Here is a 25141-nt window from a genome sequence, read left to right on the forward strand (position 1 = left end):
TCGTCACAGGCAATTTGCCATTAGTTCTGAAGGGAATTTGCTTAGATCAAAGAGTTTTTAGGCGTCTGGAACTAAATCCTCCTTCACCACTCAGATCTGTTGAATGGGTGGTGAAGCCCTTCAATGCTCCTAATGTTGTGTTAAGTGTTGGCAGAATTCTGAACCCCGCCCTAGCGGTTCAGTACTTGAACCCCGAACTTCCCCCTCCCCATACGAAGTCCGGGGTTTTTTTTGCCTGCGATTTGTTACTCGCCCGCGTCTTCTTCGCCTTTGTTCGGCAGTTCCATCCAGTTTGCGAGCACGGTGTACGCCTCTTCCAGGCCCATGCGCTTGGGGGCCGAGAACATTTGGATGGTCACCGCGTCGCCCCAGCCTTTACGGATTTGTGACTGCACTTTCAACAACTCGCCCTTGGCGGCGCCGAAGGTCAGTTTGTCGGCTTTGGTCAGCAAGATGTGCATCGGCATGCCGCTTTGCACTGCCCAGTCGAGCATCAACTTGTCGAAGTCAGTCATGGGATGACGGATATCCATCATCAAAATCAGCCCTTTGAGGCTCTCACGACTGCCCAGGTAGGCTTCCAGGTGGCGCTGCCAGTGAAGTTTCAGCGGGATGGGCACTTTGGCGTAGCCGTAACCCGGCAAGTCGACCAGGCGCCGTTCTTCGTCGAGCTGGAAGAAGTTCAGCAGTTGGGTACGGCCCGGAGTTTTGGAGGTGCGTGCCAGGCTGGCGTGTGTCAGGGTGTTCAGGGCGCTGGATTTACCGGCGTTGGAACGCCCGGCAAAAGCGACTTCAAAGCCTTCATCGTCAGGGCATTGATCGACTTTGGCGGCGCTGAGCATGAATTTAGCCTGTTGGCACAGACCGAGAATGGGGTTCTTGAGTTGCATGGGATTTCCGATGTGAGCGGCGTCAGGAATGGACGCGGCGAGCAGTGTCGTTTCCGTTTCAGTGACGCCAGTATATAATGCCGCAGATTTTGTGTGCGCTTTGTCCCAGCGTAGGATGAAGTACACGGGAGCGATTGACCTAGGTTGCGCATTAGAACGCAGCAAGCTCCCAACCCTGAAAGGTCGTTTTATGACTGCTGGCTGTCGGTGTCTTGATGCCGCGAATAGCGCTCAGGCTACACAGGATCCGGAAGCCGTGTACAACCGCGTTTGTATGACCTGACGTTCTGGCCCGCGCCAACCGACCCGAAACCGGTCGTCGGAAAGCCTGAGACTAGAAGCAAACAGGGTATGAAAACGCTGGTGCAGCACGTGACCCAGGGTTTCAAGGCGATGCCGCCGCGTGGTTTGTGCATGGACTGCAGTGTCGAGGTTTACCGTAATGATCATCGTGTGATGAATGAGTGAGCCCGGCCCATAACTCTTTAACCCTTAGCCGTAGTTGGATTAGCTGATGAACAAATTACTCGTGAGTCTGCTGTTGACCTTGGGCGTCACCGGTGTTGCCCAGGCCGCAGGCACTGCTCTTGTGGGCGATGCTACTGCCGGTCAGGCAAAAACCGCTGTATGTGGCGCTTGTCACGGTCCCGACGGCAATAGCATGGCGCCAAACTTCCCGAAGCTGGCTGGGCAAGGTAATAAATACCTGCTCAAACAGCTGCACGAAATCAAGGACGGCAAGCGTGAGGTGCTGGAAATGACCGGCATGCTGACCAACCTGAGTGATCAGGACCTTGCCGACATTGCCGCTTATTTCTCCAGCCAGAAGGGCTCTGTTGGCGCGGCTGACGCAAAACTGGTCGAGCGTGGCCAGGCATTGTTCCGTGGTGGGGATGTTGAGAAAGGCCTGCCAGCCTGCACCGGTTGCCACTCGCCAGACGGTCAGGGCAACGCACCCGCCGGGTTCCCGCACCTGGGTGGCCAACATGCCGGCTACATCGAGAAACAACTGACAGCTTTCCGTGAAGGCGACCGTACAAACGACGGCGACACCATGGTCATGCGCAGTATCGCGGCCAAGCTGAGCAACAAGGACATCAAAGCCCTGGCCAGCTACATTCAAGGTCTGCACTAAGGTTTCTGCGGTCGATGAGCCAAGGCGTGAGTCGTTGGCCATGTTAACGATCGTTTAATCCTTGAGTGTGAGTTTAAAAGGGCAGCGTTGGCTGCCCTTTTTTATGGCATCTGCCGTTACACTACCGAACTCAAGACTGCGCGGGCCTGTCTGAATACAGGTCACGTGACAGCGACCTTATTTGTCCAGGAGTAAAGCATGCGTAATCTGATCCTCAGCGCCGCTCTCGTCAGTGCCAGCCTGTTTGGCATGTCGGCCCACGCTGCCGATGTACCGCTCGAAGCGGGTAAAACATACGTTCAGTTGTCTAATGCTGTTCCGGTCGCTGAGCCTGGCAAGATCGAGGTTGTTGAGTTGTTCTGGTACGGCTGCCCGCATTGCTATTCGTTCGAGCCAGTGATTAACCCATGGGTCGAGAAGCTGCCTGCGGATGTGAATTTTGTGCGTATTCCTGCCATGTTCGGCGGCCCATGGGATGCTCACGGGCAAATGTTCCTGACCCTTGAAGCCATGGGTGTTGAGCATAAAGTGCACAATGCGGTGTTCAACGCCATCCAAAATGAAGGCAAGCGCCTGGTCAAACCTGATGAAATGGCTGAATTTTTGGCCACTCAAGGCGTAGACAAAGACAAGTTCCTGTCGACCTTCAATTCGTTCGCCATCGCGGGCCAAATCACTAAAGCCAAAGAACTTGCCAAAAAATATGAAATCTCCGGTGTGCCTACCATGATCGTCAACGGCAAGTACCGTTTTGACCTGGGTTCTTCAGGTGGCGCTGAGCAAACCTTGAACGTGGCCGATCAGTTGATCGCCAAAGAGCGTGCAGAGGCTGCGAAGTAAGGGGGGCCTTTCCTGTGCGGCGCTGGAAGAATGAACGCATCGTTGGCCTGCATGAGCCGCAGGTCAATGAAGACCCTCTGGTAACCCGCGGGTTATCGGATGATCGTCGTTTGCGGCTGCTCAGTTTCAATATTCAGGTCGGCAACAGCACTCAGGGTTATCGTCATTACCTGACCCGCAGTTGGCAGCACGTGTTGCCGCACAAGGGGCGCACCGGCAACCTGGATCGAATCGGCGACCTGCTGAGCGACTTCGATCTGGTTGCGCTGCAAGAGGCGGACGGCGGCAGCCACCGTTCCGGCTACATCAATCAGGTCAAGTACCTGGCCCAGCAGGGCGAATTCCCTTACTGGTACCAACAACTCAATCGCAATCTCGGGCGCCTGGCCCAGCACAGCAACGGGGTGCTCAGCCGTTTGCGCCCTACCGCGATTGAAGACCACCCCCTGCCCGGCCCTGCGGGTCGTGGCGCGATTCTGGTGCGGTTTGGTGAAGGAGCGGACGCTCTGGTCGTCGTCATGATGCACCTGGCGTTGGGCACCAAGACCCGAACCTTGCAACTGGCGTATGTACGCGAGCTGATTGGCGGCTATCAGCACCAAGTGTTGATGGGGGACATGAACACCCATGCCAGTGATCTGTTACATACTTCGCCACTGCGCGATCTAGGCTTACTGGCCCCGCAAATGGAAGCCACCTTCCCCAGTTGGCGTCCGCAGCGTTGCCTTGATCATATTTTGCTCAGTCCAACCCTGACCCTGGAGCGGGTTCAGGTACTGGATCAACCCATTTCAGACCATTTACCGGTCGCGGTTGAAATACGTTTGCCCGGTTCGGTGGGTGTCGACTCACTGCCCGTGTTGAGTCCCCCCGCCAGTGAGCCCCCTGCATGACCGCCGACGACGCCAAGCGCTGGAAAGAGAAGTACCTTAAAAGCATCGAGCACCAAGAAAAACTCGAACGTCGCTGGAACGCACGGCTCGACTTGCTGCGCCGTGGGCTGGTGCGCAGCACGCTGGCCGCCGAAGGTTCTGACCGTACGGTCGATCAGTGCATGAAAGAGATGCGCGAGGCGGTGCGCACGGACGAGATGGACGCGGCGCTGGCCGCCCTTATGCCACGCCTTGAAAAGGCCGTGCTCGACTCCGAGCAGCGCCGTGAAACCCGTGTCGAACAGATCAGTACTGCGCTCAATACGCTGGTCAATCAGTTGCAGGCGCTGCCCTTGCCCAGGGACGTCCGAAAGCCCCTGAAGACCTTTGCCAAGCAGCTCGACAGCCGCGTGACACAGGCGCGTGAGATTCCGCTGCTTTTGGGCGAATTAAGTGCCTTGCAGGGGCAGGCGCTTGCGCCTCAACTCAACGATGCAGAGCCGCAGAAGCCGGGCTTGCTGCAACGTTTGTTTGGCAGCGCAGACGCGGAAAAGGCTGCGCCGGAGTTCGAAACCTCGAGCCCGCAGCCCATCAACCCAGACCCGGTGGCCATCAGTGCTGAACCGGTTGCAGTGCGGCCCGCGCTGGCTGTCGAGCCTGTGCCTGCGACTCAACCCGACGAGGAAGTCGCGGAGGTACCGCAACACGCGCCCGAGGCGCTTCAACCCTCGCCCATTGAAGTCGAAATCCTGTCGCTGCCACCCCTTGAGCCTGTTGCGCAGGCCGCAGCGGTGGAGGTGCCTGACGCTACCGAACCCGATGCAGATGAGGCCTCGAGTGGCGCGCTGGAATCGGTGCTCGCCCAGGCCGATGCCGAGCGGGTCGAGGCCGGGGTGTCGCCCGTTTCTGAATCGCTGGCCCCCGAACCCGAACCCGAACCCGAGCCTGACGCGCTTGAACCGCTCAGTGCCGAAGAAGACCCGGTTTACGCACTGCCCGACACGCCCGAGCCGTCCTATAGCTCGGTCGCTTCGCACATTGAATCGACCCTGCTGGGCTTGTTGAGCGATCTTTCGTTGCCGGAGCATCATCGCCCGCAAGCCGAAGCGATGCGCAGCCGTCTCGAAAAAGGACTGAACTGGTACGAATTACTGCCGATCCTCGACGATCTTGCCGTGTTGATGTTGGCCATTACGGACAGCGGTCAACATGAGTTCGAGGCTTACCTCAAGCAGCTCAACGAGCGCTTGGAGTCCTTTCAAGGCAATCTCCAGGCGGCGAGTGCGGGCCATGCTGAAGGCCGTACCGCAGCCGATGACATGCACACCCAACTGCGCGAACACGTCGACGATCTGCAGAGCAGCGTGCAAGACGCCGCGGACCTCAACAGCCTTAAACACATCCTCGAAAGCCGCTTGGAGGCGTTGCTGGGCACCATGGACCAGCATCAGCAACAGCGCGATGCCCGCGAACAGGAAGTTGCCACGCACCTGCAAGGCTTGGCCGAGCGGGTGGCGCATATGGAGCAGGAAGCCCAAGGCTACCGCGAGCACCTTGAAGAGCAGCGGCAAAAGGCCCTGATTGATCCGTTAACCGGCTTGCCTAACCGGGCGGCGTGGGGCGAGCGATTGGCCCACGAGGTCGAACAATGGCAACAACACGGCAACATGCTGCTGGTGGCCATGCTCGATCTGGATCATTTCAAACGCATCAACGATGGCTATGGTCATCTGGCGGGCGACAAAGTCTTGAAGATCATCGCCACGCAGTTGCGCAAGCGCCTGCGCCCTAACGACTTTATTGCGCGTTTTGGGGGGGAAGAGTTCGTCATGCTGATGCCCGCGACGAGCATGGCGGTGGGGATGCAACTGGCCAACACGCTGCGGGCTGCCATCGAGGCGTGCCCGTTTCACTTTAAGGGCGAGCCTGTGACCGTCACGGTTTCGATCGGCCTGGCCGCGTTCAAGCCCGGCGAGCGCAGCGATCAGGTCCTCAAACGCGCGGATCAAGCGCTGTATCGCGCCAAAGCGGCAGGCCGCAACACCATTGAGCAGGGTTAAACGCCTGCCTTACGTTATGCTGTTGCCTGTCTGCCCCAACGCTAAAACTTAAACCATGAAAGTAATCACCCTGATTTTGTCTGCCCTGCTGCTGGCCGGTTGTGCCAGCGGGCCGCGCATGGACACCAGCCATCCTTCGGTCAATTACGACAGCCGTGTGCAATTCATCGTGCTGCATTACACATCGACCTCGCTGGAGCGCTCGCTTGAGTTGCTCACCCACGGTCCTGTGAGCAGTCACTACCTGATTGGCGATACCCCGCCGACCCTCTACAAACTGGTGGATGAAAACCAGCGCGCCTGGCACGCCGGCGAAAGCCAATGGAAAGGCCGCACCTGGCTGAATTCCAGCTCCATCGGTATCGAAATCGTCAACAAGGGCTTTCGCGACACGCCTCAAGGTCGGGTCTGGTACCCGTATACCGAAGGTCAGATCCAGACCCTGATCGCCCTGCTCAAGGACATTTCCACGCGCTACAAAATCAACCCGCAGAACATCATCGGTCACAGCGATATTGCGCCGACGCGCAAGCTCGACCCCGGTCCGCTGTTCCCCTGGAAACGTCTGGCAGACGCAGGTTTCGGCGTGTGGCCCAATGCCCAGGCGGTTGCTCGCGCTCAGGCTGTGTATGACCGACAGCTGCCGAGCATCACCTGGTTTCAGCAACAATTGGCCCTGTTCGGTTATGAAACACCGCAAACAGGTGAACTGGACGTCGCGACGCGACACGTTTTGGCCGCGTTCCAGATGCGTTTCCGCCCTTCTCGCTTTGACGGCTTCCCGGACGCGGAAACGGCAGCTATGTTGAATGTGCTGAACACCACTCAATAAGATCAGGAGCAGGGATTGGCCTCAGGACGTGTGACGCTGCGGACTTTTACCAAAAGCCTGCGCAATGCTCTTTACCGTCCATGGTCGCTGGCCATACTGGCGACCTTGCTCAGTGCCAGCCTGTTGCTGGCACTGAGCGTTCCGATTGCCATGCATCAAGTTCAGATGCGCGAGCGCGAGCAAATGAGCGTGCATGGCGAACGGTTGCTTGAACGACTCGAACAACTGTTCAACCAGTTGCGCAAAGGGTTGGATGATTTGAACAATCAGCCGCTGCGCGATTGCGGCCCGTTGATGATTGACCAGTTGCAGCAGGTCAGTTTTCAGTACCGCTTCATTTATGAAGCCATTTTCTATGATGGCTCCCAGATCTGCTCCAACTGGCCTGCGCGTCTGAGTCTGACCCCTTCACCCGGCCGCGAGCCCGACATAAAAGGCCCGGTCTATCGTTACTGGCTCACCAGCCCCAATGAACCGGACGACAATCTTGCCGGGTTGATGCTGGGCCGCGGCGATTTTGAAGTCACCACCTCGCGCGGGCATTTGAGCGATGCGGTGGATTTGCCCCCCGACGGCAGTCTGCTGGTGGTGGTCGATGAGGGCAAACGGGCGCTTCCTGTGTTGGGGCAGGCTCAGGATTGGCCGCCCAGTGCAGGCTGGCCACCGGACGACGGCGAAGTGGTGGTCACCGATTACCGCATGTTGTACCGCTTGCCCACGGACAGTTCCGACTATCAATTGGTGTTGAGCCTGCCGCGTGCCGAGGCCAAGGCGTATCTGGCAGAGCTGTGGTGGATGCTCCCCGGCAGCCTGCTGATTGCGCTGTGCATGGGGGCGCTGGTGTTGCACCTGGCCCGTCAGCGTCAGTCACTGGGCGGTGAGTTGCAGGGTGCCCTGCGGCGGGGCGAATTCAAGGTGCGCTATCAACCGATTGTCGACCTCAACACCCGCCAGTTTGTAGGGGCTGAAGCGTTGATTCGCTGGCGACATGCAGATGGCACCATGACCAGTCCCGAGTTGTTCATTCCCTTGGCAGAAAGCACAGGGCAGATTCGTCAACTGACCGATTTCGTCTTGGAGCGCACCCTCGAGCAATTGGGGCCGGTGTTGCGCGCCAATCCGCAGCTATATGTCTCTATTAACCTGTCTGCGTGTGACGTGATGGAGCCGCGCATTGGCAAGGTGGTGGCGCGTCTGTTGGCCATTCACGAGGTGGCGGCCAGCCAGATCGCGTTTGAAGTCACCGAGCGCGGCATGATCGATGTCGAAGTCGCGCGCCTCAAGCTTCAAGCCTTGCGCGACAAGGGGCATTCAATCCTGATTGATGACTTTGGCACCGGCTACAGCAGCCTGGCGTACCTGCAAACCTTGCCCGTGGACTGCCTGAAAATCGACAAGGCATTCATTGATGCGCTGGGCTATGACGCGGCCAGCAGCGGCGTGGCGCCACACATCATCCGCATGGCTCACGCCTTGAACCTCAAGGTGATCGCTGAAGGCATCGAGCATGACTATCAGGTTGAATTGTTGCGCAGCGAGGGCGTGGTCTATGGGCAAGGCTGGCTGTTTGAGAAACCGCTGAATGCGCACCAGTTCCGGGAGCGCATCACCGGTGGCCGACGGCTCGGCCCACGTCGTGCTGACGACGACGTGTAAGCCGCGCCTATAACGGCAGCGCCATATAGAACTGGGTGCCTTGGCCAGGACGCGAGTAGACGCCGATGCGCCCGCCGTGCAACTGCACAATCTCCTTGCACAACGCCAGCCCCAACCCTGCGCCGCCTTTTTTACGGCCGACTTGCACGAAGGGCTCGAAAATACGGCCTTGCTGGCTGTAGGCGATGCCTTCGCCATTGTCTTCGACGCTGATAATCACCCGCTCTCCATGGCGCCGCGCTTGCAGGCGGATTTGCCCGCCAATAGGGGTATGGCGCAAGGCGTTGTCTATCAGGTTGTCCAGCACGCGTTCCAATTGCGCCTGATCGGCATTGAGGCGCGGTAGTGGCGACTGCAGGTCGATCACAAACTCGACATCCTTGGCGTTGGCCCGGTCAGCAAATCGGGCTTGCGCCTGCTCCAGCATTTCCTGAAGGTCGCACGGTGCCAAGGTGAGTTTTTGCATGCCGTTCTGATAGCGGGAGAAGTTCAGCAGATCGTTTATAAGCTGCATCAGCCGCTGCATTTCTTCGTTGACCGTGTTCAGCAAGTCCGCTTCACGTGATTGCGGATCGAAATGCGCACGCTCCAGAAACAAACCGAACGCCATGTGCATGCCGCTCACCGGGGTCCGTAGCTCGTGAGAGGCCCGCAATACAAACTCGCTGCGAACCCGCTCGAACGCCCGCTGCTCGGTCACATCATGCAGCACCATTACCGCGCCCAGAATCGGGCCCTTGGGTTGGCTGACCGGGGTCAGGCTGTACGTCAGCAGGCGTGTTTCACCCTCAATGTCGACGCTCAGGTCTTCCGGCAAGCGTTCCAGACTGCCGCCGCGTAATACAGTCAACAGTTGCTGATCCAGCTCCGGCCGCTGCAAGGCTTCGCCCAGCGTCTGGCCCAGACGGCCTTCGTCCCAGCCCAACTGACGCTGAGCGACAGGGTTCAGGTGTTCCAGACGGCCCTCTTGATCGATCATCAACAACCCGTCGTCAATGCTGTCGAGCACTGCCTGTAGCCGTTGTTGCCCGGCCAACAGTTCATCGACGTTGGTTGCCTGATGCTGGCGCAAGGCTTCGGCCATGATGCCGAAACGCCGCGTCAGCAGGTTCATCTCGGTGGCGGAAGACAGCGGCAAAACCACCTCGAAATTCCCTTTACCGATGTTGTCGGCCGCTTTGGCCAGCGCCTCGATGGGCGCGCCAAAACGTCGGGCGATCCCGTGGGCGGTAATAAAGCCGATGATCAGCACCGCAACGCCCACCAGCCCCAGTACCGTGGCGATCACCATGGCCCGTTCACGCGCCTGCGCCTGTGCGGTGTTGATGGTTTCGAGCGCCTTGCGGTGTTCGTCAATCAGGCCGTTGCGCAGCGCATTGAAGCGGTTGGTGAGGTCATTGTTGTTGCTCAGGTTAAGACCCTGGCGATGCGTCTGATTGAACGCCTCCAGAAAGCTCACATAATCGACCCGCGCCTTGGCAAACCCACTGGTCAAATTATGCTTGCGCTCGTGTTCGATGCCTTCGTCGAGCAGTTTCAGGTACTGCTCGGAGGTGGCTTTAAGCTCAGCCGTATCAGGTTCGTTGTGCAGCATCAGGATCAGTTGATCCCCCAAGGTCTGGCGCAGCTTGAGCCCCAGATCGAGGGTGATGAAGTTATTGCGGATCAACGCTTCCTGGGTTTTGGCCATTTGCATCACGCCGAACACGCCGAGCACCAACCCCATCAGCGCCACGGTAATCAGCGCTGAAATGCTCAAAAAAAGGCGTGTTCGAAGCTTGATAGCGAGTTTCATCGAAGATTACTCACAGGTTGTACTGCTTGCGTTTGCGATACAGCGTTGAGGCGTCAATACCGAGGGTTTTGGCAGCTTGATCGAGGGTGTCGCTGGTGGCCAGTACCGCGCCGATGTGCGCTTTCTCTAACTGGTCGAGGCTTAATGCAGCCCCGATACGCGGGGCGTTGGGCGTGGTTTGCTCGGCCATGCCCAAGTGGCTGACTTCAACGACTTCCTGCGGGCAAATGATGCTGGCGCGTTCTACAACGTTACGCAGTTCGCGGATATTGCCAGGCCATCGGTAATTGGCCAGTGCCTGACGCGCTTCTTCGCTGAAGCCGCGGGCGGGGCGTGCGTACTCTTTGACGAAACGCGCCAGAAAGCGGTCGGCCAGCGTCAGGATGTCTTCGCTGCGCTCGCGCAAGGGCGGCAAGTGCAACGTGATGACGTTCAGACGATAGAGCAAGTCCTCGCGGAAGCGGCCATCGCGCACCATGTCCTCAAGGTTAAGGTTGGTGGCGGCCAGAATACGCACGTCAGCCCGGCGTGTGACCGGGTCACCGACGCGCTCATATTCTTTGTCTTGAATGAAGCGCAGCAGTTTTGGCTGTAACGCCAGTGGGAAGTCGCCGATTTCATCGAGGAACAATGTCCCGCCGTCGGCCTGGTTGACGCGGCCCAGAGTGCTTTCGCTGGCGCCGGTGAACGCGCCTTTGGTGTGGCCGAACAACTCGCTTTCCATCAACTCGGCCGTTAATGACGGGCAGTTAATGGTGACGCAGGACTTCTTCGCCCGTTTGCTCCAGCCATGGATGGCACGCGCCAGTTCCCCTTTACCGGTGCCCGACTCGCCCAGAATCAGGATGTTGGCGTCGGTGCTGGCCACCTGGCGCGCGGTCTCCAGGACCACCATCATCGCCGGGCTGTGAGAGTCCAGGCCGTCTTTAGGCTTGCGCACTTCCCCTTCCAGCGCCTCAAGGCGCGCCGACAACTGACGCACTTCCAACTGTTTGGCCGTGGCCAGTCGCAGTTGATCCGGGCTGCATGGCTTGACCAGATAATCTGCCGCGCCTGCTTGAATGGCGTCGACCGCGGTGTCTACAGCGGAATGAGCGGTGACGATAACCACGCGCATCCAGGGGGCTTGAACGCGCATTTGGGCCAGCACATCCAGGCCGTTGTCTTCGCCCAGGCGCAGGTCCAGAAAGCACAAATCGAACACTTGGCGTTGCAGCAGGGCTTCGGCCTGGGCGGCACTGTTGGCCGTGGCCACGGTGTACCCCTCGTCTTCGAGGCAGTAGCGGAATGTACGCAGGATGGCGGACTCATCGTCGACCAGCAGAATGCGGCCTTGGTGCTCTTTGGCTGACTCCATTTCCTACGTTCCTTAGTGAGTGATGTTGGTTAGTGTCGGAATCATCGGGCAAGTTGCATGATTTTTCACGAATGATTCAGAGGCTAGCAGGGTAGCCACTTGCCTGCATGCTGTAACTCACTGATTTAACGTGATTTTAAGCTCCGACGCCGGTCATCCCCTCTCACTAAAACAATTGCATTGTGCCATCCCTTCCCGGCCTGAGTGGAACTCGGCCTCAGTCCGTCGTGCAGAACGCCCGACCCAACCTCCGTGCATCGTGCAGGATGCTCGCTAGCGCATTTTGTTATCGCTTATAAATCATTGATTTATAAGGGTTTTGTGGTTGTTAAAAAGTTGGCATGCCGCCTGCAATAACCCCTGTAACGCAGTCTTGCAGCGGTTAACGCTGGCGGACTCAACCCAACAATGACCACCGAGTGGCAGGAGTCTGAGCATGAATCGTCTAGGTCTATCCCGCATTCGCGTTTCTTCGCTTCAGCTTCAGCAAGGCCTGTTCGCCAGCTTGGCGCTTCTGGTCACGTTGATCGGTGGTCAGCAACTCGTGCGTTTTGAGCAGGTTTCACCACCTGCCCAAACAGTTTTGCACCAACCCGCCCAGCAGACGCACTTCAGTGCGATCGGCTCGAGCGCCGAGGTGATCGCCGGCTACGCCCTGACGGCAGCCGATGAGACGCAAATCGCAAATACTGAAGTGCCGCAGGAACGTTGGGTGTTTTAAGTGTTCACAACCTTGAGACCCTTGCGGGCTTGAGGGGGCTGCATTGATACAGACACGCTTTCCCACAGTAATAAGGAGAATCACCATGTTGAGTTGGGCAATTACCTTTCTGATTATCGCCATCATCGCAGCCGTTCTGGGCTTTGGTGGTATCGCTGGCACCGCCACGGGTATCGCCAAGATTCTCTTTGTCGTGTTCCTGGTGATGTTCGTCGTGTCCTTCATCTTCGGTCGCCGCGGTCGAGGGTAACCATGTTTAGCCGATCCTTTAAGGCAATGGCCGCTGCCCTGCTCATGGGCAGCAGCGCCATGGTCATGGCCGCCAACGATGGCCAGACCCGTGCCAACGAACTGTTAAATGACCCTGCTTACCGCGATGCATGGCAAAAGGTCGTTAAAAAGGAAGAGCGCCTGCCGGAATGGGTGATGAACCTGTCGGGCAGTGCCGAGCAGATGAATGCGGTGACTGAAGACGGCGATGCTTACTTGGTCGGCCCGCTTTGCGAAACCGCCCAAACCTGCTTGAACAAGCGTCTTATCGTGGCGGTCAGCCTCGACAAGAAGGACGCTTACGCCATGTTGGTTGAAGTCCCGGCGGGTTTGCCGGCAGACAAGTCACCGACGCGTCATGCCGATTATCGATTCTTGGGTCAGCCTGATGTCGGTATGCAAGCACTGCTTAAAGAACAATTGAAGAAAGACCCTAACTGGTACTAACCCGTTGGGCAGTTTCTTCAGCTGTTGATCAGTGAAAAAACCAAGGTCATGCCTTGGTTTTTTTTCGTCTGAAAAATCTCTTTCTTATGCGTAAAACCTTCTCACGGCTCATTTTTTTCAAAACACATGTGGCTTGAGGCGCCTTTGCGAACGTCGACCTTTTATCGACTAATAGCAAAATGATCACTTCTCTATAACCGATTTATGTTGTCGGATATTTCTGAGGTCAGAACGTATTTTTGCTCGCCTCGCGGTGACAAAAAGACCTTGAAACAGCCGGTATGCGGCGGTTATGTCGTCTATTCTCTGTCTTTACGGCTCCATGCTTTTAAGGTCTTGTCGGACAATATCCATGCCGATTCGGCATAGGGTAGGCGTTTACGGCATTAGACGGCTTCCCCTTGCATGGGAATAGTTGCGCCTTTTTTCGCCTGCCGAAGAGCCTGATTGGCTCGATTTGGGCGACCTTCTACGGGGGGAGAGGTTTTGGATTTATGCGCTTCGCGGCGCTCTAGTCTGAGCCTCTTCCCGAGTCCACTTGAAGTAAGGGTAATGACATGAAGAAGGCAAAACTGAGCCTCGCCTGGCAGATCCTCATCGGTCTGGTCCTGGGTATTGCAATCGGCGCGCTGCTTAACCATTTCAGTGCTGAAAAGGCCTGGTGGATCAGCAACGTCTTGCAACCCGCTGGCGATATCTTTATCCGTCTGATCAAGATGATCGTAATCCCAATCGTGATTTCTTCACTGGTTGTCGGGATTGCAGGCGTGGGGGATGCGAAGAAACTCGGTCGCATCGGGCTTAAAACCATCATCTACTTCGAGGTGGTGACCACCATCGCGATCGTGGTCGGCCTGCTACTGGCCAACCTGTTCCACCCGGGCGCCGGCATCGACATGAGCACCCTGGGCACGGTCGATATCTCCAAATATCAAGCGACGGCCGCAGAAGTTCAGCACGAACATGCGTTCATCGAAACCATCCTCAACCTGATCCCATCGAACATTTTCGCGGCCATGGCTCGCGGTGAAATGCTGCCGATCATCTTCTTCTCGGTGCTGTTCGGTCTTGGTTTGTCGAGCCTGAACGCCGAGCTGCGCGACCCGCTGGTGAAAACCTTCCAGGGCGTGTCCGAGTCGATGTTCAAAGTGACTCACATGATCATGAACTACGCGCCAATCGGTGTGTTTGCGCTGATCGCCGTGACCGTCGCCAACTTCGGTTTTGCCTCGCTGCTGCCACTGGCCAAGCTGGTGGTGCTGGTGTACGCCGCCATCCTGTTCTTCGGCTTCGTGGTACTGGGCCTGATCGCCAAGATGTTTGGTTTCTCCGTCATCAAGCTGATGCGCATCTTCAAGGATGAGCTGGTACTGGCTTACTCCACCGCCAGCTCGGAAACCGTGTTGCCGCGTGTGATCGAGAAAATGGAAGCCTACGGTTGCCCGAAAGCGATCTGCAGCTTCGTGGTGCCAACCGGTTACTCGTTCAACCTCGACGGTTCGACCCTGTACCAGAGCATCGCGGCGATCTTCATTGCCCAGCTGTACGGCATTGACCTGTCGATCAGCCAGCAACTGCTGCTGGTTCTGACCCTGATGGTGACCTCCAAAGGCATCGCCGGTGTGCCGGGCGTGTCCTTCGTGGTGCTGCTGGCGACACTGGGCAGCGTCGGTATCCCGCTCGAAGGTCTGGCCTTCATCGCTGGTGTTGACCGCATCATGGACATGGCCCGTACGGCCCTGAACGTGATCGGTAACGCCCTGGCGGTATTGGTGATCTCGCGTTGGGAAGGCATGTACGACGATGCCAAGGGCCAGCGCTACTGGAACTCGCTGCCGCACTGGCGCAGCAAGCAAGCCCTGCCAAAAGGCGAATAATCGCCCCGCGCATGCTTGAACCGCCAAACCCCGGACTTGTCCGGGGTTTGTTGTTTTCGGGGGTTGGCCGCTATCATTCGCCGCATCTTTGAGGAGTGCTTTTGATGCTTAACGGCCTATGGCTCAGCTTTTTCGTCGTCGCGACCGTGTCCGCACTCGCCCAATGGCTGGTGGGGGGCAATGCCGGGATCTTCGCCGCGATAGTCGAAAGCATTTTCGCCATGGCCAAGCTCTCGGTTGAGGTGATGATTCTGCTGTTCGGCACCCTGACCCTGTGGCTGGGGTTTCTGCGCATCGCCGAGAAGGCCGGGATCGTGGACTGGCTGGGCAGGGCGCTGGGGCCGTTGTTCAAGCGCCTGATGCCCGAAGTGCCGCCCGGCCACCCGGCGCTGGGGTTTATTACCCTGAACTTCGCCGCCAACGGATTGGGCCTGGACAACGCTGCCACGCCGATCGGTTTGAAAGCGATGCGCGCCCTGCAAGAGCTCAACCCCAACCCGACCAGTGCCAGTAATGCGCAAATCCTGTTTCTGGTGCTCAATGCCTCGTCCTTGACGCTTCTGCCCGTCACCATCTTCATGTACCGCGCCCAGCAGGGCGCTGCTGACCCGACGCTGGTGTTTCTGCCTATCTTGCTGGCAACCAGCGCTTCAACCCTCGTAGGGCTGCTCTCAGTGGCCTTCATGCAGCGTTTGCGCCTGTGGGACCCGGTCGTGTTGGCGTACTTGCTACCGGGCGCGCTGATTCTGGGCGGGTTCATGGCCTTGCTGGCAGGCTTGTCTGCCACGGCGCTGGCCAGTTTGTCGTCCCTCCTTGGCAACCTGACTCTCTTCGGGCTGATCATGATCTTTTTGATTATCGGCGCGCTGCGTAAGGTCAAGGTGTATGAGGCGTTTGTCGAAGGAGCCAAAGAAGGCTTCGACGTGGCCAAGAATCTGCTTCCCTACTTGGTGGCCATGCTCTGTGCCGTCGGCGTGCTGCGGGCTTCGGGGGCGTTGGACTTCGGCCTGGACGGCATTCGCCATGCGGTGCAATGGCTGGGTTGGGACACGCGTTTTGTCGACGCCCTGCCCACCGCGATGGTCAAGCCCTTCTCGGGCAGTGCGGCGCGGGCGTTGTTGATCGAAACCATGCAGAGCCAGGGGGTCGACAGCTTCCCCGCGCTGGTGGCGGCGACGGTGCAGGGCAGTACCGAAACGACGTTCTATGTACTGGCGGTGTACTTCGGTGCGGTCGGTATCCAGCGCGCCCGCCACGCCGTGGGTTGCGCGTTGCTGGCGGAGTTCTCGGGCGTAGTGGCGGCCATTGGTGTGTGTTACTGGTTCTTCGGTTAAGGCCAACGGGCTGTCGTCGCCGCGTCCCCCGGTAACGTCCAGCCAGGGGCGCGGCTGCGTTGTCGACTAAGGGGCGATGACGCGTTGCGCCTGGCCCTGTTGCATCACCCACTGCACCACTTGAGGCATCAGTGCATCGGTTGCTTGGCCAAACCCTGCCACCACGCCTGGCACCATCGGATTACTCAGGGGCTGGCGCGTTTCAAAGCGGCGAGACGCGATGACCCGTTGGTCGCTGGTGCGCACTAGTCGCGCGTTGTACTGAACCAGCACTTCAGGGTTTTTGCCGTTGTAATGGGTCTGAAAGGCCAACAACTCGCCGCCCAATTCGTAGTCCGCCTGCAGGTTGCTGTCGTCCGTGCTCAACCCCTGAATCCGCCCGTCCTGCAAGAACGCGTCCAGCAAGCGATTACGCAACAGGACCGGCGCCGGGTCGCTCCAACGTGCGCCTTTGTAGTTGCTGATCAGGTTGCCTTGCGGCACGACGGCGATGTTCTGGCTGTTCAGTGCATTGCTGGCCATCGGCTTGTCGAGCCGCAGCGACCATGTCACCGGCGCGTTGCGGCTGGCAGCTATCGGCGTTTGCGCATAGGGCAACCAGTACACGTCCACTTGCTCGGGCTTGGGCAAGATCGAGCAAGCGCTGAGCAGGCTCAGGCTTGCGGCCAATACGATTGAACCTGCCAGGCGATACGTGCGACTCATGGCGTGAATTCCTTGTTCTGTTCGCGGCCCAGCAAATAACCGCTTGGATTGGCCTCAAGCCGCCGCGAAATGCCGCGCAGCGTGCTCAGGGTTTCGCGCAGCTCATTGACGGCCGGGCCCAGTTGATTGAGGCCTTGCATGCCGTTGTTCAACGACTCTTCGTTATTGCTGAGCAAGGTGTTGATGGTGGCCGCGCTTTGCTCCAGCGACTGCATCGCCTGCTCGGCGCTGCCGAACATCTGCTTGCCCTGGGTGTTGAGCAGGCCATTGGCATTGCGCATCAGCGCCGTGGTTTGCTCCAGCGTGATACTCGCCTGTTTGCCGACCTGCGCCAGTTGCTTAAGCGTCTGGGAGATATCCCCGCGCTGGCCGGCAATGGCGTTGGTGGTTTGCTCAAGGTTGTTCAGGGTTTTACCCACGCGGTCGACGTTTTCATGGGAGAACAGTCGATTGGCGTTGTGCAGCAGCATGTTGACGTTGGCCATCACGTCCGAGCCGTCGGTCAGCAGGCGCGCGATAGGCGAGGGCGAGGCCACGATTTCCGGCAGTTTGCCGTCTTTGCCTTTGAGTGGCGGGCTGTTCGGGTCGCCGCCGCTGAGCTGGATGATGGACGTGCCCGTCACACCGGTCAGCGCCAACTTGGCCTTGGTGTCGACTTTGACCGGGGTATTGGCCGCGAGGCGGATGCGCGCCAGCACCCGGCGCGGGTCCTTGTCGTCGAGCCGCAACTCAATCACATCACCGACCTTGATCCCGTTGTATTGCACCGAGCTGCCCTTGGACAAACCGCTGACAGCCTCGTTGAACACCACTTCGTAGTCTTTGAAGGTGCTGTCCATGCTGGCCTTGGCCAACCACAGCCCAAACAGCATGGCACCGACGATGACCAGCACGGTGAACAAGCCAATCAATACATGATGGGCGCGGGTTTCCATGTCATTGCTCCTTACGCTGGGTTGCCGCTTCGTACGCGGCGCGGCCACGAGGGCCATGGAAATACTCATGAATCCACGGGTCGTCGTAGTCTTCGACCTGCTTGATCGGTTCGGCCACCAACACGCGTTTCTGTGACAGCACCGCCACCCGGTCGGTGATGGTGTAAAGCGTGTCGAGGTCGTGGGTGACCAGGAACACGCTCAAACCCAGCGCATCGCGCAGGGTCAGAATCAATTGGTCGAACGCGGCCGCCCCAATCGGGTCGAGCCCGGCAGTCGGCTCGTCGAGAAACAGGATGTCCGGGTCCAGCGCCAGGGCACGGGCCAGCGCGGCCCGCTTGACCATGCCGCCGGACAGCGACGACGGGTACTTATCGGCCGACGACAGCGGCAGCCCGGCCAGGGCCAGTTTCACCAGCGCCAGATGCTCGGCGTCCGGGCGGCTCAGGCCTGCGTGTTCGATCAGTGGCAAGGCAATGTTTTCGGTCACTGTCAGCGATGAAAACAGCGCGCCTTGTTGAAACAGCACGCCAAAGCGTCGTTCGACCCGTGAGCGCTGTTCTTCCGGCAAACTCATCAAGTCTTCACCGAACACGCGGACTTCGCCTTCATTGGGCCGCCGCAGGCCGACAATGCTGCGTAACAGCACGGATTTACCCGTGCCCGAGCCGCCCACCACCCCCAATATCTCGCCCTTGTACACATCCAGATCGAGGTGCTCGTGCACGGTCTGGCTGCCGAAGCGATTGCACAGGCCGCGCACTTCAATCACCGCCTCGCGGTCGTTTGGCACAGAAGCACTCACCAGCCCATCTCCATGAAAAACAGCGCCGCCACGGCATCGAGCACGATCACGATAAAGATCGACTGCACCACGCTGGAGGTCGTGTGTTCGCCCACCGATTCAGCACTGCCCGCTACCTTGAAGCCTTCAAGGCAGCCGACGGCGGCGATCAGGAAGGCGAAAAAGGGCGCTTTGACCATGCCCACCAAAAAGTGCTGCACGCCGATGTCCGAGTGCAGCAGCGAGATGAACATGTCGGGCGAGATGCCCAGCGACACGATGCACACCACGGCACCGCCCAGAATCCCGGCCATCATGGCCAGGAACGTGAGCAGCGGCAGCGCGATCAGCAGCGCCAGGACACGCGGCAACACCAGCAAATCCATGGGGTCGAGACCCAGGGTGCGGATGGCGTCGATCTCTTCGTTGGCTTTCATCGAACCGATTTGTGCCGTGAACGCACTCGCGGTGCGGCCGGCGAGCAGGATGGCGGTCAACAACACGCCAAATTCCCGCAAGAAGGAAAACGCCACCAGATCGACGGTGAAAATACCCGCGCCGAAGTTGGCCAGCACTGTCGCGCCAAGGAACGCCACCACCGCGCCCACCATGAAGGTCAGCAACACCACAATCGGGGCCGCGTTCAAACCGATCTGTTCGATATGCGCCACCACCGGGGTGATGCGCCATTGCTTGGGGCGAAACAGGTTACGGGCCAGGGTTTGCAGGATCAGGCCGATGAACCCCAGCAGTTTCAGCGAGTCTTGCCACAGCTTGTCGACGGCGCAGCCAATGCGGCTAAGCACCTGAATGCCGGTGTTCTCCTCGGGGGCCTTGGTCGGCACGCAGAAGTCGCGCATCGAGGAATAGACCGTTTGCAACAAGGCACGGTCGGCAGCAGGGAGTCTGGAGGTGGTGTCGGCCAGTTGGCTGACACGTTCGGCGCCCAGCAGCTCGACCAGCAGCGAAGCGCCTGCCGTATCGAGGCGGGTCACGTCATCGAGGTCAACGTGGGTGCTGTCGTCGTACTTGCCAGCCAACTGCGCGTTGAGTTGCTTGAGGCGTGCGTAATTGGCCAGCGTCCAGTCGCCACTGATGTGGAGCCGGGCCGGTTTACTCGAAGTGTCTAATTGGGCGTCGCCAGCCTTAGCAGTAATAATCGTCGGCTCCAAGCTCGGTTCGCGAATACGTAGACCATAGGTAATAGCACAATCCGGTCAGTTTGCCTGACGGGACGCTGAAGACGATTGATCTGCGTCGGTAACCCGGAAGCGCAGCACGCCAATCATTTGCCCGTCTTCCGTCAACACCCGCACTTGCCAGCGGCCGACAGGATTGGGCGGGAAGTTCTGCTTGTGGGTCCAGGCGCGGTAGCCTTCCTGGCGTCCGCCTTTGATGTCCAGCGCGATGCGGTCCACTTCCTGGCCGTTGAGCTTCCACACGTGATAAATCCGTTCATTCAAGCCCCGTGGCGCATTGATCGCGGTGTAGGCGTACAGACCCCGCGCACGCAGCTCATTGACGTCGATGCGCTTGAGGCTCTCGCCCGGCGTGCGGTCTTGTAATTGCGTGGTCACGGCCACTTCCGTCATCCACAAGGTGGCGGGCGGCACCCATGAACGCAGCAGCCACCCCGTGCCGCCGAGGGCAATGACCATCAACGGCAGCAACAGCCAGCCGCGCATGGTCTTGAGCGGCAAACTCACGGCCAGGCTGGGGATGGACAGCACCACAGCGGCGCCCAGCGCCAGCATGTAGCTTTGCGAAGTGGTGAGGTTGAGGATGATCGGCAGTGCGGTCAGCAGCGCCGCGAACAGCGCCAGCGTGTGAACGGCCAAAAACAGCCAGCGTTTGGGCGCCAACCATTTGTAATAGAGCGGGTCGGTGATGGTCACCAGCGCAGTTGCACCGAGCAGCCCGGTGAACACCAGCTGGCCACTGTTCCAGGTGGTGGTGACAAAGAAAAACGGCAAGACGAAAAACAGGCTTTCCTGATGGATCATCTGCGTGGCGTAACGCAGCAGCGGCGGGGGGATTTCGCGTTTGAACACCCGCATAAACAGCTGCGTGAAGGTGTTTTCCAGCATCAGCCAGACCCAGCTCACCAGCAAAATCACCGCGATCCAGCGGGCCATGCCTTGCTGGCGATCAACCAGAATGAAACTGCCCACACCCGAGCAGAAGCCGAACAGCGCAATCAGCCCCGGATAGCGCTTCATCAATTCAATGACGCGCTGTAAGTAGTGGTTCCAGTTTGGCATGCGGCGGGTTCACATTCTGTATAGGAAAAATCCTCGACAGAATAACGTTTAAGTACTGCTGGCGCCTGAGAGATTGTGCGCCCCTGAGCAGGGGCGCTGATGGGCCAGGAGGCTTATGACCCTGACTCAGTTCACGCGGCTTTCGAAGCGGCTGGCGCCTGGCAGTTCCAGCACGATCTCATCCCCGACATTCAACGGACCTACCCCAACCGGCGTGCCGGTCATGATGACGTCGCCCGCTTGCAGCGAGAAGCACGAGGCCATGTGCTGAATCATCGGCACAATCGGGTTGAGCATCAGGGCGCTGTTGCCGTCCTGGCGGACTTCGCCGTTGATGGTCAGGCGAATGCCAATGTCAGCCAGATCCTTGAACGCGCTGCTTTGTACGAACGGGGCCAGCACGCAGGCGCCGTCGAATGATTTGGCGATCTCCCAGGGCAGGCCTTTGCTTTTCAGCTCGGCCTGTTTGTCGCGCAGGGTCAGGTCCAGGCCCGGAGCAAAACCGGAGAGGGCGTCCAGCACCTCTTCAGGGCTCGGGTGGTTGGACAGCGGCTTGCCGATCAGCACAGCGATCTCGGCCTCGTAATGCACGGAGCCGCGCTCGGTCGGGATAGTGAAGCCACCTTGCAGCGGCACCACGCAACTGCCGGGCTTGATGAACAACAAGGGTTCAGTCGGGATCGGGTTATCCAGCTCTTTGGCGTGCTCGGCGTAATTACGCCCGATGCACACCACTTTGCCGATTGGAAAGTGAATCCTCGTACCGTCGACATATTGGTGCTGATAGCTCATTGACCGACTCCGCTGGTGGGTTCGCTGAAAGCGTCGATGCCGATGTTGCCCCTGAAGGCCCCATGCACGCGGTCTTCAGTGAAACAGGTGGGTGAACCACCGTCCGGCAGCGACGACCGCTGTGGTGTCGCTGATTAAATCGCGAAAATCTTGCCCGGGTTCATGATGCCGTTGGGGTCGAAGGCAGCCTTGATGGCCTTCATGTACTCGATTTCGACCGGCGAGCGGCTGTACGTCAGGTAATCACGCTTGGTCATGCCCACGCCGTGCTCGGCCGAGATCGAACCGTTGTACTTCTCGACGGTTTCAAACACCCACTTGTTGACGGTCGCGCACTTGGCGAAGAACTCGTCCTTGCTCAGGTTTTCAGGCTTGAGGATGTTCAAGTGCAGGTTGCCGTCGCCAATGTGGCCGAACCAGACAATTTCGAAGTCCGGGTAGTGTTCGCCGACGATCGCGTCAATTTCTTTCAAGAACGCCGGGACTTTTGAAACCGTGACCGAGATGTCGTTTTTGTACGGTGTCCAGTGGGAAATGGTCTCGGAGATGTACTCGCGCAGTTTCCACAGGTTTTGCAACTGGGTTTCGCTCTGGCTCATCACGCCGTCCAGCACCCAGCCTTGTTCCATGCAGTGCTCGAAGGTTTCCAGCGCGGCATTGGCCACTTCTTCGGTGGTCGCTTCGAATTCCAGCAGCGCGTAGAACGGGCACTCGGTGTCAAACGCAGCAGGCACATCGCCACGCGCCATGACCTTGGCCAGAGCCTTGTCAGAGAAGAACTCGAATGCTGTCAGGTCCAGCTTGCTCTGGAAGGCATGCAGCACGGGCATGATCGAATCGAAGTCGGCCGTACCCAGCACCATCGCGGTCAGGTTCTTGGGCGCACGGTCCAGGCGCATGGTGGCTTCGACCACAAAGCCCAGCGTGCCTTCGGCACCGATGAACAACTGGCGCATGTCATAACCGGTGGCGTTTTTGATCAGGTCTTTGTTCAGTTCGAGTATGTCGCCCTTGCCGGTGACCACTTTCATGCCCGCGACCCAATTGCGGGTCATGCCGTAGCGAATAACCTTGATCCCGCCGGCATTGGTGCCGATATTGCCACCAATTTGGCTGGAACCGGCCGAGGCGAAGTCCACCGGGTAATACAGACCGTGTTCTTCAGCGAGGTTCTGCAAGTGTTCAGTGACCACGCCCGGCTGGCACACCACGGTGCGGTCGGTCAGGTTGATGTCCAGCACCTGATTCATATAGTCGAAGGACACCACCACTTCGCCATTGGCCGCCACGGCTGCGGCCGACAAACCGGTACGGCCGCCCGACGGCACCAGCGCGACGTGATGGGCGTTGGCCCACAGCACGATGGCCTGCACCTGTTCAGTGGTTTTCGGGAACACGATGGCCAGCGGCGCGGGGGCGAAATGCTTGGTCCAGTCCTTGCCATAAGCATTGAGGGAATCGGCGTCGGTGAGAACCTTGCCAGGCTCTACCAGGGTCTTTAGCTCATCAATCAAGGCAGGATGGGTCATCAACAGAACTCTCGAACAATTCATGGTCATCCTGAGAACGCTTCACGTCGCAGGAATGGGTGTTTAGCGGGGCGCTTATGCTAGCATACGGCCCCCCCGTAGAATCGAGCCGTAGGACGATTCTCGGTGCCGGTCTTCACGCCGGCCAGGTCAGCTCAGGCTGTCCACTTCCCTGCCATTTTTCTCTGGGACACAGGTTTACGCAGATGAGCAAGACTTCTCTCGATAAGAGCAAGATCAAGTTCCTTCTTCTGGAAGGCGTCCACCAATCCGCTGTTGATGTTCTCAAGTCCGCCGGGTACACCAGCATTGAGTACATCACCAGTTCCTTGCCTGAAGATCAGCTGAAGGAAAAGATCGCTGATGCCCATTTCATCGGCATCCGTTCTCGCACTCAACTGACCGAAGAAGTGTTCGATTGCGCCAAGAAGTTGGTGGCTGTTGGCTGTTTCTGCATCGGTACCAACCAGGTCGACCTCAACGCTGCTCGCGAACGCGGTATCGCTGTTTTCAACGCCCCTTACTCCAACACCCGTTCGGTGGCCGAGTTGGTGTTGGCTGAAGCGATCCTGTTGCTGCGTGGCATCCCTGAGAAAAACGCTTCCTGCCATCGTGGTGGTTGGATCAAAAGCGCTGCCAACTCCTTCGAAATTCGCGGCAAAAAGCTGGGTATCGTCGGTTATGGTTCGATCGGCACACAGCTGTCGGTACTGGCTGAAGGCCTGGGCATGCAGGTGTTCTTCTACGACACCGTGACCAAGCTGCCGTTGGGTAACGCCACGCAAGTGGGCAACCTGCACGAACTGCTGGGCATGTCCGACATCGTGACCCTGCACGTGCCTGAAACCGCCGCCACTCAGTGGATGATCGGTGAGAAAGAAATCCGCGCCATCAAAAAGGGCGGCATTCTGATCAACGCGGCACGTGGCACCGTGGTCGAGCTGGACGCCCTGGCTGACGCGATCAAGGACAAACACCTGATCGGCGCCGCCATCGACGTGTTCCCGGTCGAGCCGCGTTCCAACGACGAAGAGTTCGAAAGCCCGCTGCGCGGCCTGGACAACGTGATCCTGACCCCGCACATCGGCGGTTCTACCGCTGAAGCGCAAGCCAACATTGGTCTGGAAGTGGCAGAGAAGCTGGTCAAGTACAGCGACAACGGTACGTCGGTGTCTTCCGTCAACTTCCCTGAAGTGGCATTGCCAGCTCACCCTGGCAAGCACCGTTTGCTGCACATCCACCAGAACATTCCGGGTGTGATGAGCGAGATCAACAAGGTCTTTGCAGAAAACGGCATCAACATTTCCGGCCAGTTCCTGCAAACCAACGAGAAAGTAGGCTACGTGGTGATCGACGTCGACGCCGAGTCCTCGGACCTGGCGCAAGAGAAGCTGCAAAGCATCACCGGCACCATCCGTTGCCGCGTACTGTTCTAAGTCGCGCTACTAAAAAAGGAGACCTTCGGGTCTCCTTTTTTGTGCCGCCCGTAAAGTTACTTCACGTTAACCGTGATCTTCTTCGACACGATCACCGGTTCGAAGGTCATGTGGTTCTTGTCTGCCAACTCCAGCTGCAAGGTGTGCTTGCCGGGCGCGAGGGTGACTTCAGCTTCAGTCTGCGCCTTGCCGAAATGCACGTGGTTGGCGTCTGCCGGGATCACTTGGCCCGCAGCAATGGGCTGGTCAACGTCGATCAGCAGGTGATGATGGCCGGTGTTCGGCGTCTGGTCGCCAGCAGGTGCCAGCTGGATGCCTTCAACGCCGAATTTGACCGTGAAGGTTTTATCCACTGTGGCGCCGTCAGCCGGGGAAATGATCGAAACTTTTGCGCCTTCGGGTGCCGGGGTGGCCGCCATGGCCATGACCGAAGCGCCCATCAGAACTGAAGCCAGTGCAGCGCGAGACAGTAAACTTTTCATTTTTCTCTCCGTTTTTCACAAAATTCATGGGGTGAAGACAGCGTCCAGTCGCAGTGCTGTCCAACCCGCAGCGGACCAACATAAAGCAAAGCGAACCTTTATTGCGAATCGCTTGCATCCTGCTCAACCCA

Annotated in this window: 23 protein-coding genes and 1 pseudogene; 13 read left to right on the top strand and 11 right to left on the bottom strand. The window is 58.6% G+C overall.

Annotated elements, in window-relative coordinates; all coding sequences use genetic code 11:
• Positions 1–245: 245 nt before the first annotated feature.
• Positions 246–890, bottom strand: a complete 645-nt coding sequence (yihA, locus tag BKD70_RS03270; RefSeq protein WP_047278652.1) for a ribosome biogenesis GTP-binding protein YihA/YsxC — start codon at positions 888–890, stop codon at positions 246–248.
• Positions 891–1105: 215 nt separating this feature from the next.
• Here yihA and BKD70_RS03275 point away from each other — a divergent pair.
• The 7 genes and pseudogenes from BKD70_RS03275 (at position 1106) to BKD70_RS03305 (ending at position 8285) form a co-directional block, all read left to right on the top strand.
• Positions 1106–1358, top strand: a pseudogene (locus tag BKD70_RS03275) (cytochrome c5 family protein).
• A gap of 46 nt (positions 1359–1404) precedes the next feature.
• Positions 1405–2025 (top strand): cytochrome c, encoded by a 621-nt coding sequence (locus BKD70_RS03280; protein ID WP_047278650.1) that lies wholly within the window; start codon positions 1405–1407, stop codon positions 2023–2025.
• Between the two features lie 198 nt (positions 2026–2223).
• Positions 2224–2865 (top strand): thiol:disulfide interchange protein DsbA/DsbL, encoded by a 642-nt coding sequence (locus tag BKD70_RS03285; RefSeq protein WP_047278648.1) that lies wholly within the window; start codon positions 2224–2226, stop codon positions 2863–2865.
• Between the two features lie 14 nt (positions 2866–2879).
• Positions 2880–3758, top strand: coding sequence for an endonuclease/exonuclease/phosphatase family protein (locus tag BKD70_RS03290; RefSeq protein ID WP_047278645.1), 879 nt, complete (start codon positions 2880–2882; stop codon positions 3756–3758).
• A complete protein-coding gene (locus BKD70_RS03295; protein ID WP_047278643.1) occupies positions 3755–5797 on the top strand; it encodes a GGDEF domain-containing protein in 2043 nt (680 codons plus the stop codon). The genes BKD70_RS03290 and BKD70_RS03295 overlap by 4 nt, the downstream gene beginning before the upstream one ends.
• Positions 5798–5852: 55 nt before the next feature.
• A complete protein-coding gene (locus BKD70_RS03300; RefSeq protein ID WP_047278641.1) occupies positions 5853–6629 on the top strand; it encodes an N-acetylmuramoyl-L-alanine amidase in 777 nt (258 codons plus the stop codon).
• Positions 6630–6644: 15 nt separating this feature from the next.
• On the top strand, positions 6645–8285 hold the full coding sequence (locus BKD70_RS03305) for an EAL domain-containing protein (protein ID WP_371913980.1): 1641 nt from the start codon (positions 6645–6647) through the stop codon (positions 8283–8285).
• Positions 8286–8292: 7 nt separating this feature from the next.
• On the opposite strand, the gene BKD70_RS03310 is transcribed toward BKD70_RS03305, so the two are convergent.
• Both BKD70_RS03310 and algB read right to left on the bottom strand, forming a co-directional pair.
• A complete protein-coding gene (locus BKD70_RS03310; RefSeq protein WP_047278639.1) occupies positions 8293–10080 on the bottom strand; it encodes an ATP-binding protein in 1788 nt (595 codons plus the stop codon).
• Between the two features lie 10 nt (positions 10081–10090).
• Entirely contained in the window at positions 10091–11437 is a 1347-nt protein-coding gene (gene algB, locus BKD70_RS03315) for a sigma-54-dependent response regulator transcription factor AlgB (protein WP_047278637.1), read from the bottom strand.
• Between the two features lie 436 nt (positions 11438–11873).
• Here algB and BKD70_RS03320 point away from each other — a divergent pair, with 436 nt between their 5' ends.
• From BKD70_RS03320 to BKD70_RS03340, 5 genes are all read left to right on the top strand, one after another.
• Positions 11874–12158 (top strand): hypothetical protein, encoded by a 285-nt coding sequence (locus BKD70_RS03320; RefSeq protein WP_047278635.1) that lies wholly within the window; start codon positions 11874–11876, stop codon positions 12156–12158.
• Between the two features lie 85 nt (positions 12159–12243).
• A complete protein-coding gene (locus BKD70_RS03325) occupies positions 12244–12408 on the top strand; it encodes a DUF1328 domain-containing protein (protein WP_019828122.1) in 165 nt (54 codons plus the stop codon).
• A gap of 2 nt (positions 12409–12410) precedes the next feature.
• The gene (locus BKD70_RS03330) at positions 12411–12875 is read left to right on the top strand and encodes an inhibitor of vertebrate lysozyme family protein (protein WP_047278632.1); all 465 of its coding nucleotides are present in this window, start codon (positions 12411–12413) and stop codon (positions 12873–12875) included.
• A gap of 557 nt (positions 12876–13432) precedes the next feature.
• Positions 13433–14752, top strand: a complete 1320-nt coding sequence (gene gltP, locus BKD70_RS03335; RefSeq protein ID WP_047278630.1) for a glutamate/aspartate:proton symporter GltP — start codon at positions 13433–13435, stop codon at positions 14750–14752.
• A 104-nt stretch (positions 14753–14856) separates the two neighbouring features.
• A complete protein-coding gene (locus tag BKD70_RS03340; RefSeq protein ID WP_047278628.1) occupies positions 14857–16086 on the top strand; it encodes a nucleoside recognition domain-containing protein in 1230 nt (409 codons plus the stop codon).
• A gap of 66 nt (positions 16087–16152) precedes the next feature.
• On the opposite strand, the gene BKD70_RS03345 is transcribed toward BKD70_RS03340, so the two are convergent.
• From BKD70_RS03345 to BKD70_RS03375, 7 genes are all read right to left on the bottom strand, one after another.
• Positions 16153–16791 carry an ABC-type transport auxiliary lipoprotein family protein gene (locus BKD70_RS03345; RefSeq protein ID WP_047278626.1) on the bottom strand — a complete coding sequence of 213 codons (639 nt, stop codon included), beginning with the start codon at positions 16789–16791 and terminating at the stop codon, positions 16153–16155.
• Complete coding sequence (locus tag BKD70_RS03350; RefSeq protein ID WP_047278624.1) at positions 16788–17726, bottom strand: MlaD family protein; 939 nt, start codon at positions 17724–17726, stop codon at positions 16788–16790. The genes BKD70_RS03345 and BKD70_RS03350 overlap by 4 nt, the downstream gene beginning before the upstream one ends.
• A gap of 1 nt (position 17727) precedes the next feature.
• Entirely contained in the window at positions 17728–18519 is a 792-nt protein-coding gene (locus BKD70_RS03355) for an ABC transporter ATP-binding protein (RefSeq protein WP_088500181.1), read from the bottom strand.
• Positions 18520–18527: 8 nt separating this feature from the next.
• On the bottom strand, positions 18528–19670 hold the full coding sequence (locus BKD70_RS03360; protein ID WP_047279204.1) for an ABC transporter permease: 1143 nt from the start codon (positions 19668–19670) through the stop codon (positions 18528–18530).
• A gap of 57 nt (positions 19671–19727) precedes the next feature.
• Positions 19728–20771 carry a DUF5924 family protein gene (locus BKD70_RS03365; protein WP_047278620.1) on the bottom strand — a complete coding sequence of 348 codons (1044 nt, stop codon included), beginning with the start codon at positions 20769–20771 and terminating at the stop codon, positions 19728–19730.
• A 126-nt stretch (positions 20772–20897) separates the two neighbouring features.
• Entirely contained in the window at positions 20898–21563 is a 666-nt protein-coding gene (locus BKD70_RS03370) for a fumarylacetoacetate hydrolase family protein (RefSeq protein WP_047278618.1), read from the bottom strand.
• Positions 21564–21697: 134 nt separating this feature from the next.
• A complete protein-coding gene (locus BKD70_RS03375; RefSeq protein WP_047278616.1) occupies positions 21698–23092 on the bottom strand; it encodes an FAD-binding oxidoreductase in 1395 nt (464 codons plus the stop codon).
• Between the two features lie 206 nt (positions 23093–23298).
• On the opposite strand from BKD70_RS03375, the gene serA reads away from it, so the two are divergent.
• Complete coding sequence (gene serA / locus BKD70_RS03380; protein ID WP_047278613.1) at positions 23299–24528, top strand: phosphoglycerate dehydrogenase; 1230 nt, start codon at positions 23299–23301, stop codon at positions 24526–24528.
• A 56-nt stretch (positions 24529–24584) separates the two neighbouring features.
• On the opposite strand, the gene BKD70_RS03385 is transcribed toward serA, so the two are convergent.
• Positions 24585–25010, bottom strand: coding sequence for a DUF4399 domain-containing protein (locus tag BKD70_RS03385; protein ID WP_047278611.1), 426 nt, complete (start codon positions 25008–25010; stop codon positions 24585–24587).
• Between the last annotated feature and the right edge of the window lie 131 nt (positions 25011–25141).

The sequence above is a fragment of the Pseudomonas sp. BS-2016 genome (genome assembly GCF_001806145.1).
GTDB lineage: Bacteria > Pseudomonadota > Gammaproteobacteria > Pseudomonadales > Pseudomonadaceae > Aquipseudomonas > Aquipseudomonas lundensis.

What these genes read in the sequence shown, in the direction of transcription:
- yihA (WP_047278652.1), bottom strand. Translation starts at nt 890, where the DNA reads ATGCAACTCAAGAACCCCATTCTCGGTCTGTGCCAACAGGCTAAATTC.
- BKD70_RS03280 (WP_047278650.1), top strand. Translation starts at nt 1,405, where the DNA reads ATGAACAAATTACTCGTGAGTCTGCTGTTGACCTTGGGCGTCACCGGT.
- BKD70_RS03285 (WP_047278648.1), top strand. Translation starts at nt 2,224, where the DNA reads ATGCGTAATCTGATCCTCAGCGCCGCTCTCGTCAGTGCCAGCCTGTTT.
- BKD70_RS03295 (WP_047278643.1), top strand. Translation starts at nt 3,755, where the DNA reads ATGACCGCCGACGACGCCAAGCGCTGGAAAGAGAAGTACCTTAAAAGC.
- BKD70_RS03300 (WP_047278641.1), top strand. Translation starts at nt 5,853, where the DNA reads ATGAAAGTAATCACCCTGATTTTGTCTGCCCTGCTGCTGGCCGGTTGT.
- BKD70_RS03310 (WP_047278639.1), bottom strand. Translation starts at nt 10,080, where the DNA reads ATGAAACTCGCTATCAAGCTTCGAACACGCCTTTTTTTGAGCATTTCA.
- algB (WP_047278637.1), bottom strand. Translation starts at nt 11,437, where the DNA reads ATGGAGTCAGCCAAAGAGCACCAAGGCCGCATTCTGCTGGTCGACGAT.
- BKD70_RS03320 (WP_047278635.1), top strand. Translation starts at nt 11,874, where the DNA reads ATGAATCGTCTAGGTCTATCCCGCATTCGCGTTTCTTCGCTTCAGCTT.
- BKD70_RS03325 (WP_019828122.1), top strand. Translation starts at nt 12,244, where the DNA reads ATGTTGAGTTGGGCAATTACCTTTCTGATTATCGCCATCATCGCAGCC.
- BKD70_RS03330 (WP_047278632.1), top strand. Translation starts at nt 12,411, where the DNA reads ATGTTTAGCCGATCCTTTAAGGCAATGGCCGCTGCCCTGCTCATGGGC.
- gltP (WP_047278630.1), top strand. Translation starts at nt 13,433, where the DNA reads ATGAAGAAGGCAAAACTGAGCCTCGCCTGGCAGATCCTCATCGGTCTG.
- BKD70_RS03340 (WP_047278628.1), top strand. Translation starts at nt 14,857, where the DNA reads ATGCTTAACGGCCTATGGCTCAGCTTTTTCGTCGTCGCGACCGTGTCC.
- BKD70_RS03345 (WP_047278626.1), bottom strand. Translation starts at nt 16,791, where the DNA reads ATGAGTCGCACGTATCGCCTGGCAGGTTCAATCGTATTGGCCGCAAGC.
- BKD70_RS03350 (WP_047278624.1), bottom strand. Translation starts at nt 17,726, where the DNA reads ATGGAAACCCGCGCCCATCATGTATTGATTGGCTTGTTCACCGTGCTG.
- BKD70_RS03365 (WP_047278620.1), bottom strand. Translation starts at nt 20,771, where the DNA reads ATGCCAAACTGGAACCACTACTTACAGCGCGTCATTGAATTGATGAAG.
- BKD70_RS03370 (WP_047278618.1), bottom strand. Translation starts at nt 21,563, where the DNA reads ATGAGCTATCAGCACCAATATGTCGACGGTACGAGGATTCACTTTCCA.
- BKD70_RS03375 (WP_047278616.1), bottom strand. Translation starts at nt 23,092, where the DNA reads ATGACCCATCCTGCCTTGATTGATGAGCTAAAGACCCTGGTAGAGCCT.
- serA (WP_047278613.1), top strand. Translation starts at nt 23,299, where the DNA reads ATGAGCAAGACTTCTCTCGATAAGAGCAAGATCAAGTTCCTTCTTCTG.
- BKD70_RS03385 (WP_047278611.1), bottom strand. Translation starts at nt 25,010, where the DNA reads ATGAAAAGTTTACTGTCTCGCGCTGCACTGGCTTCAGTTCTGATGGGC.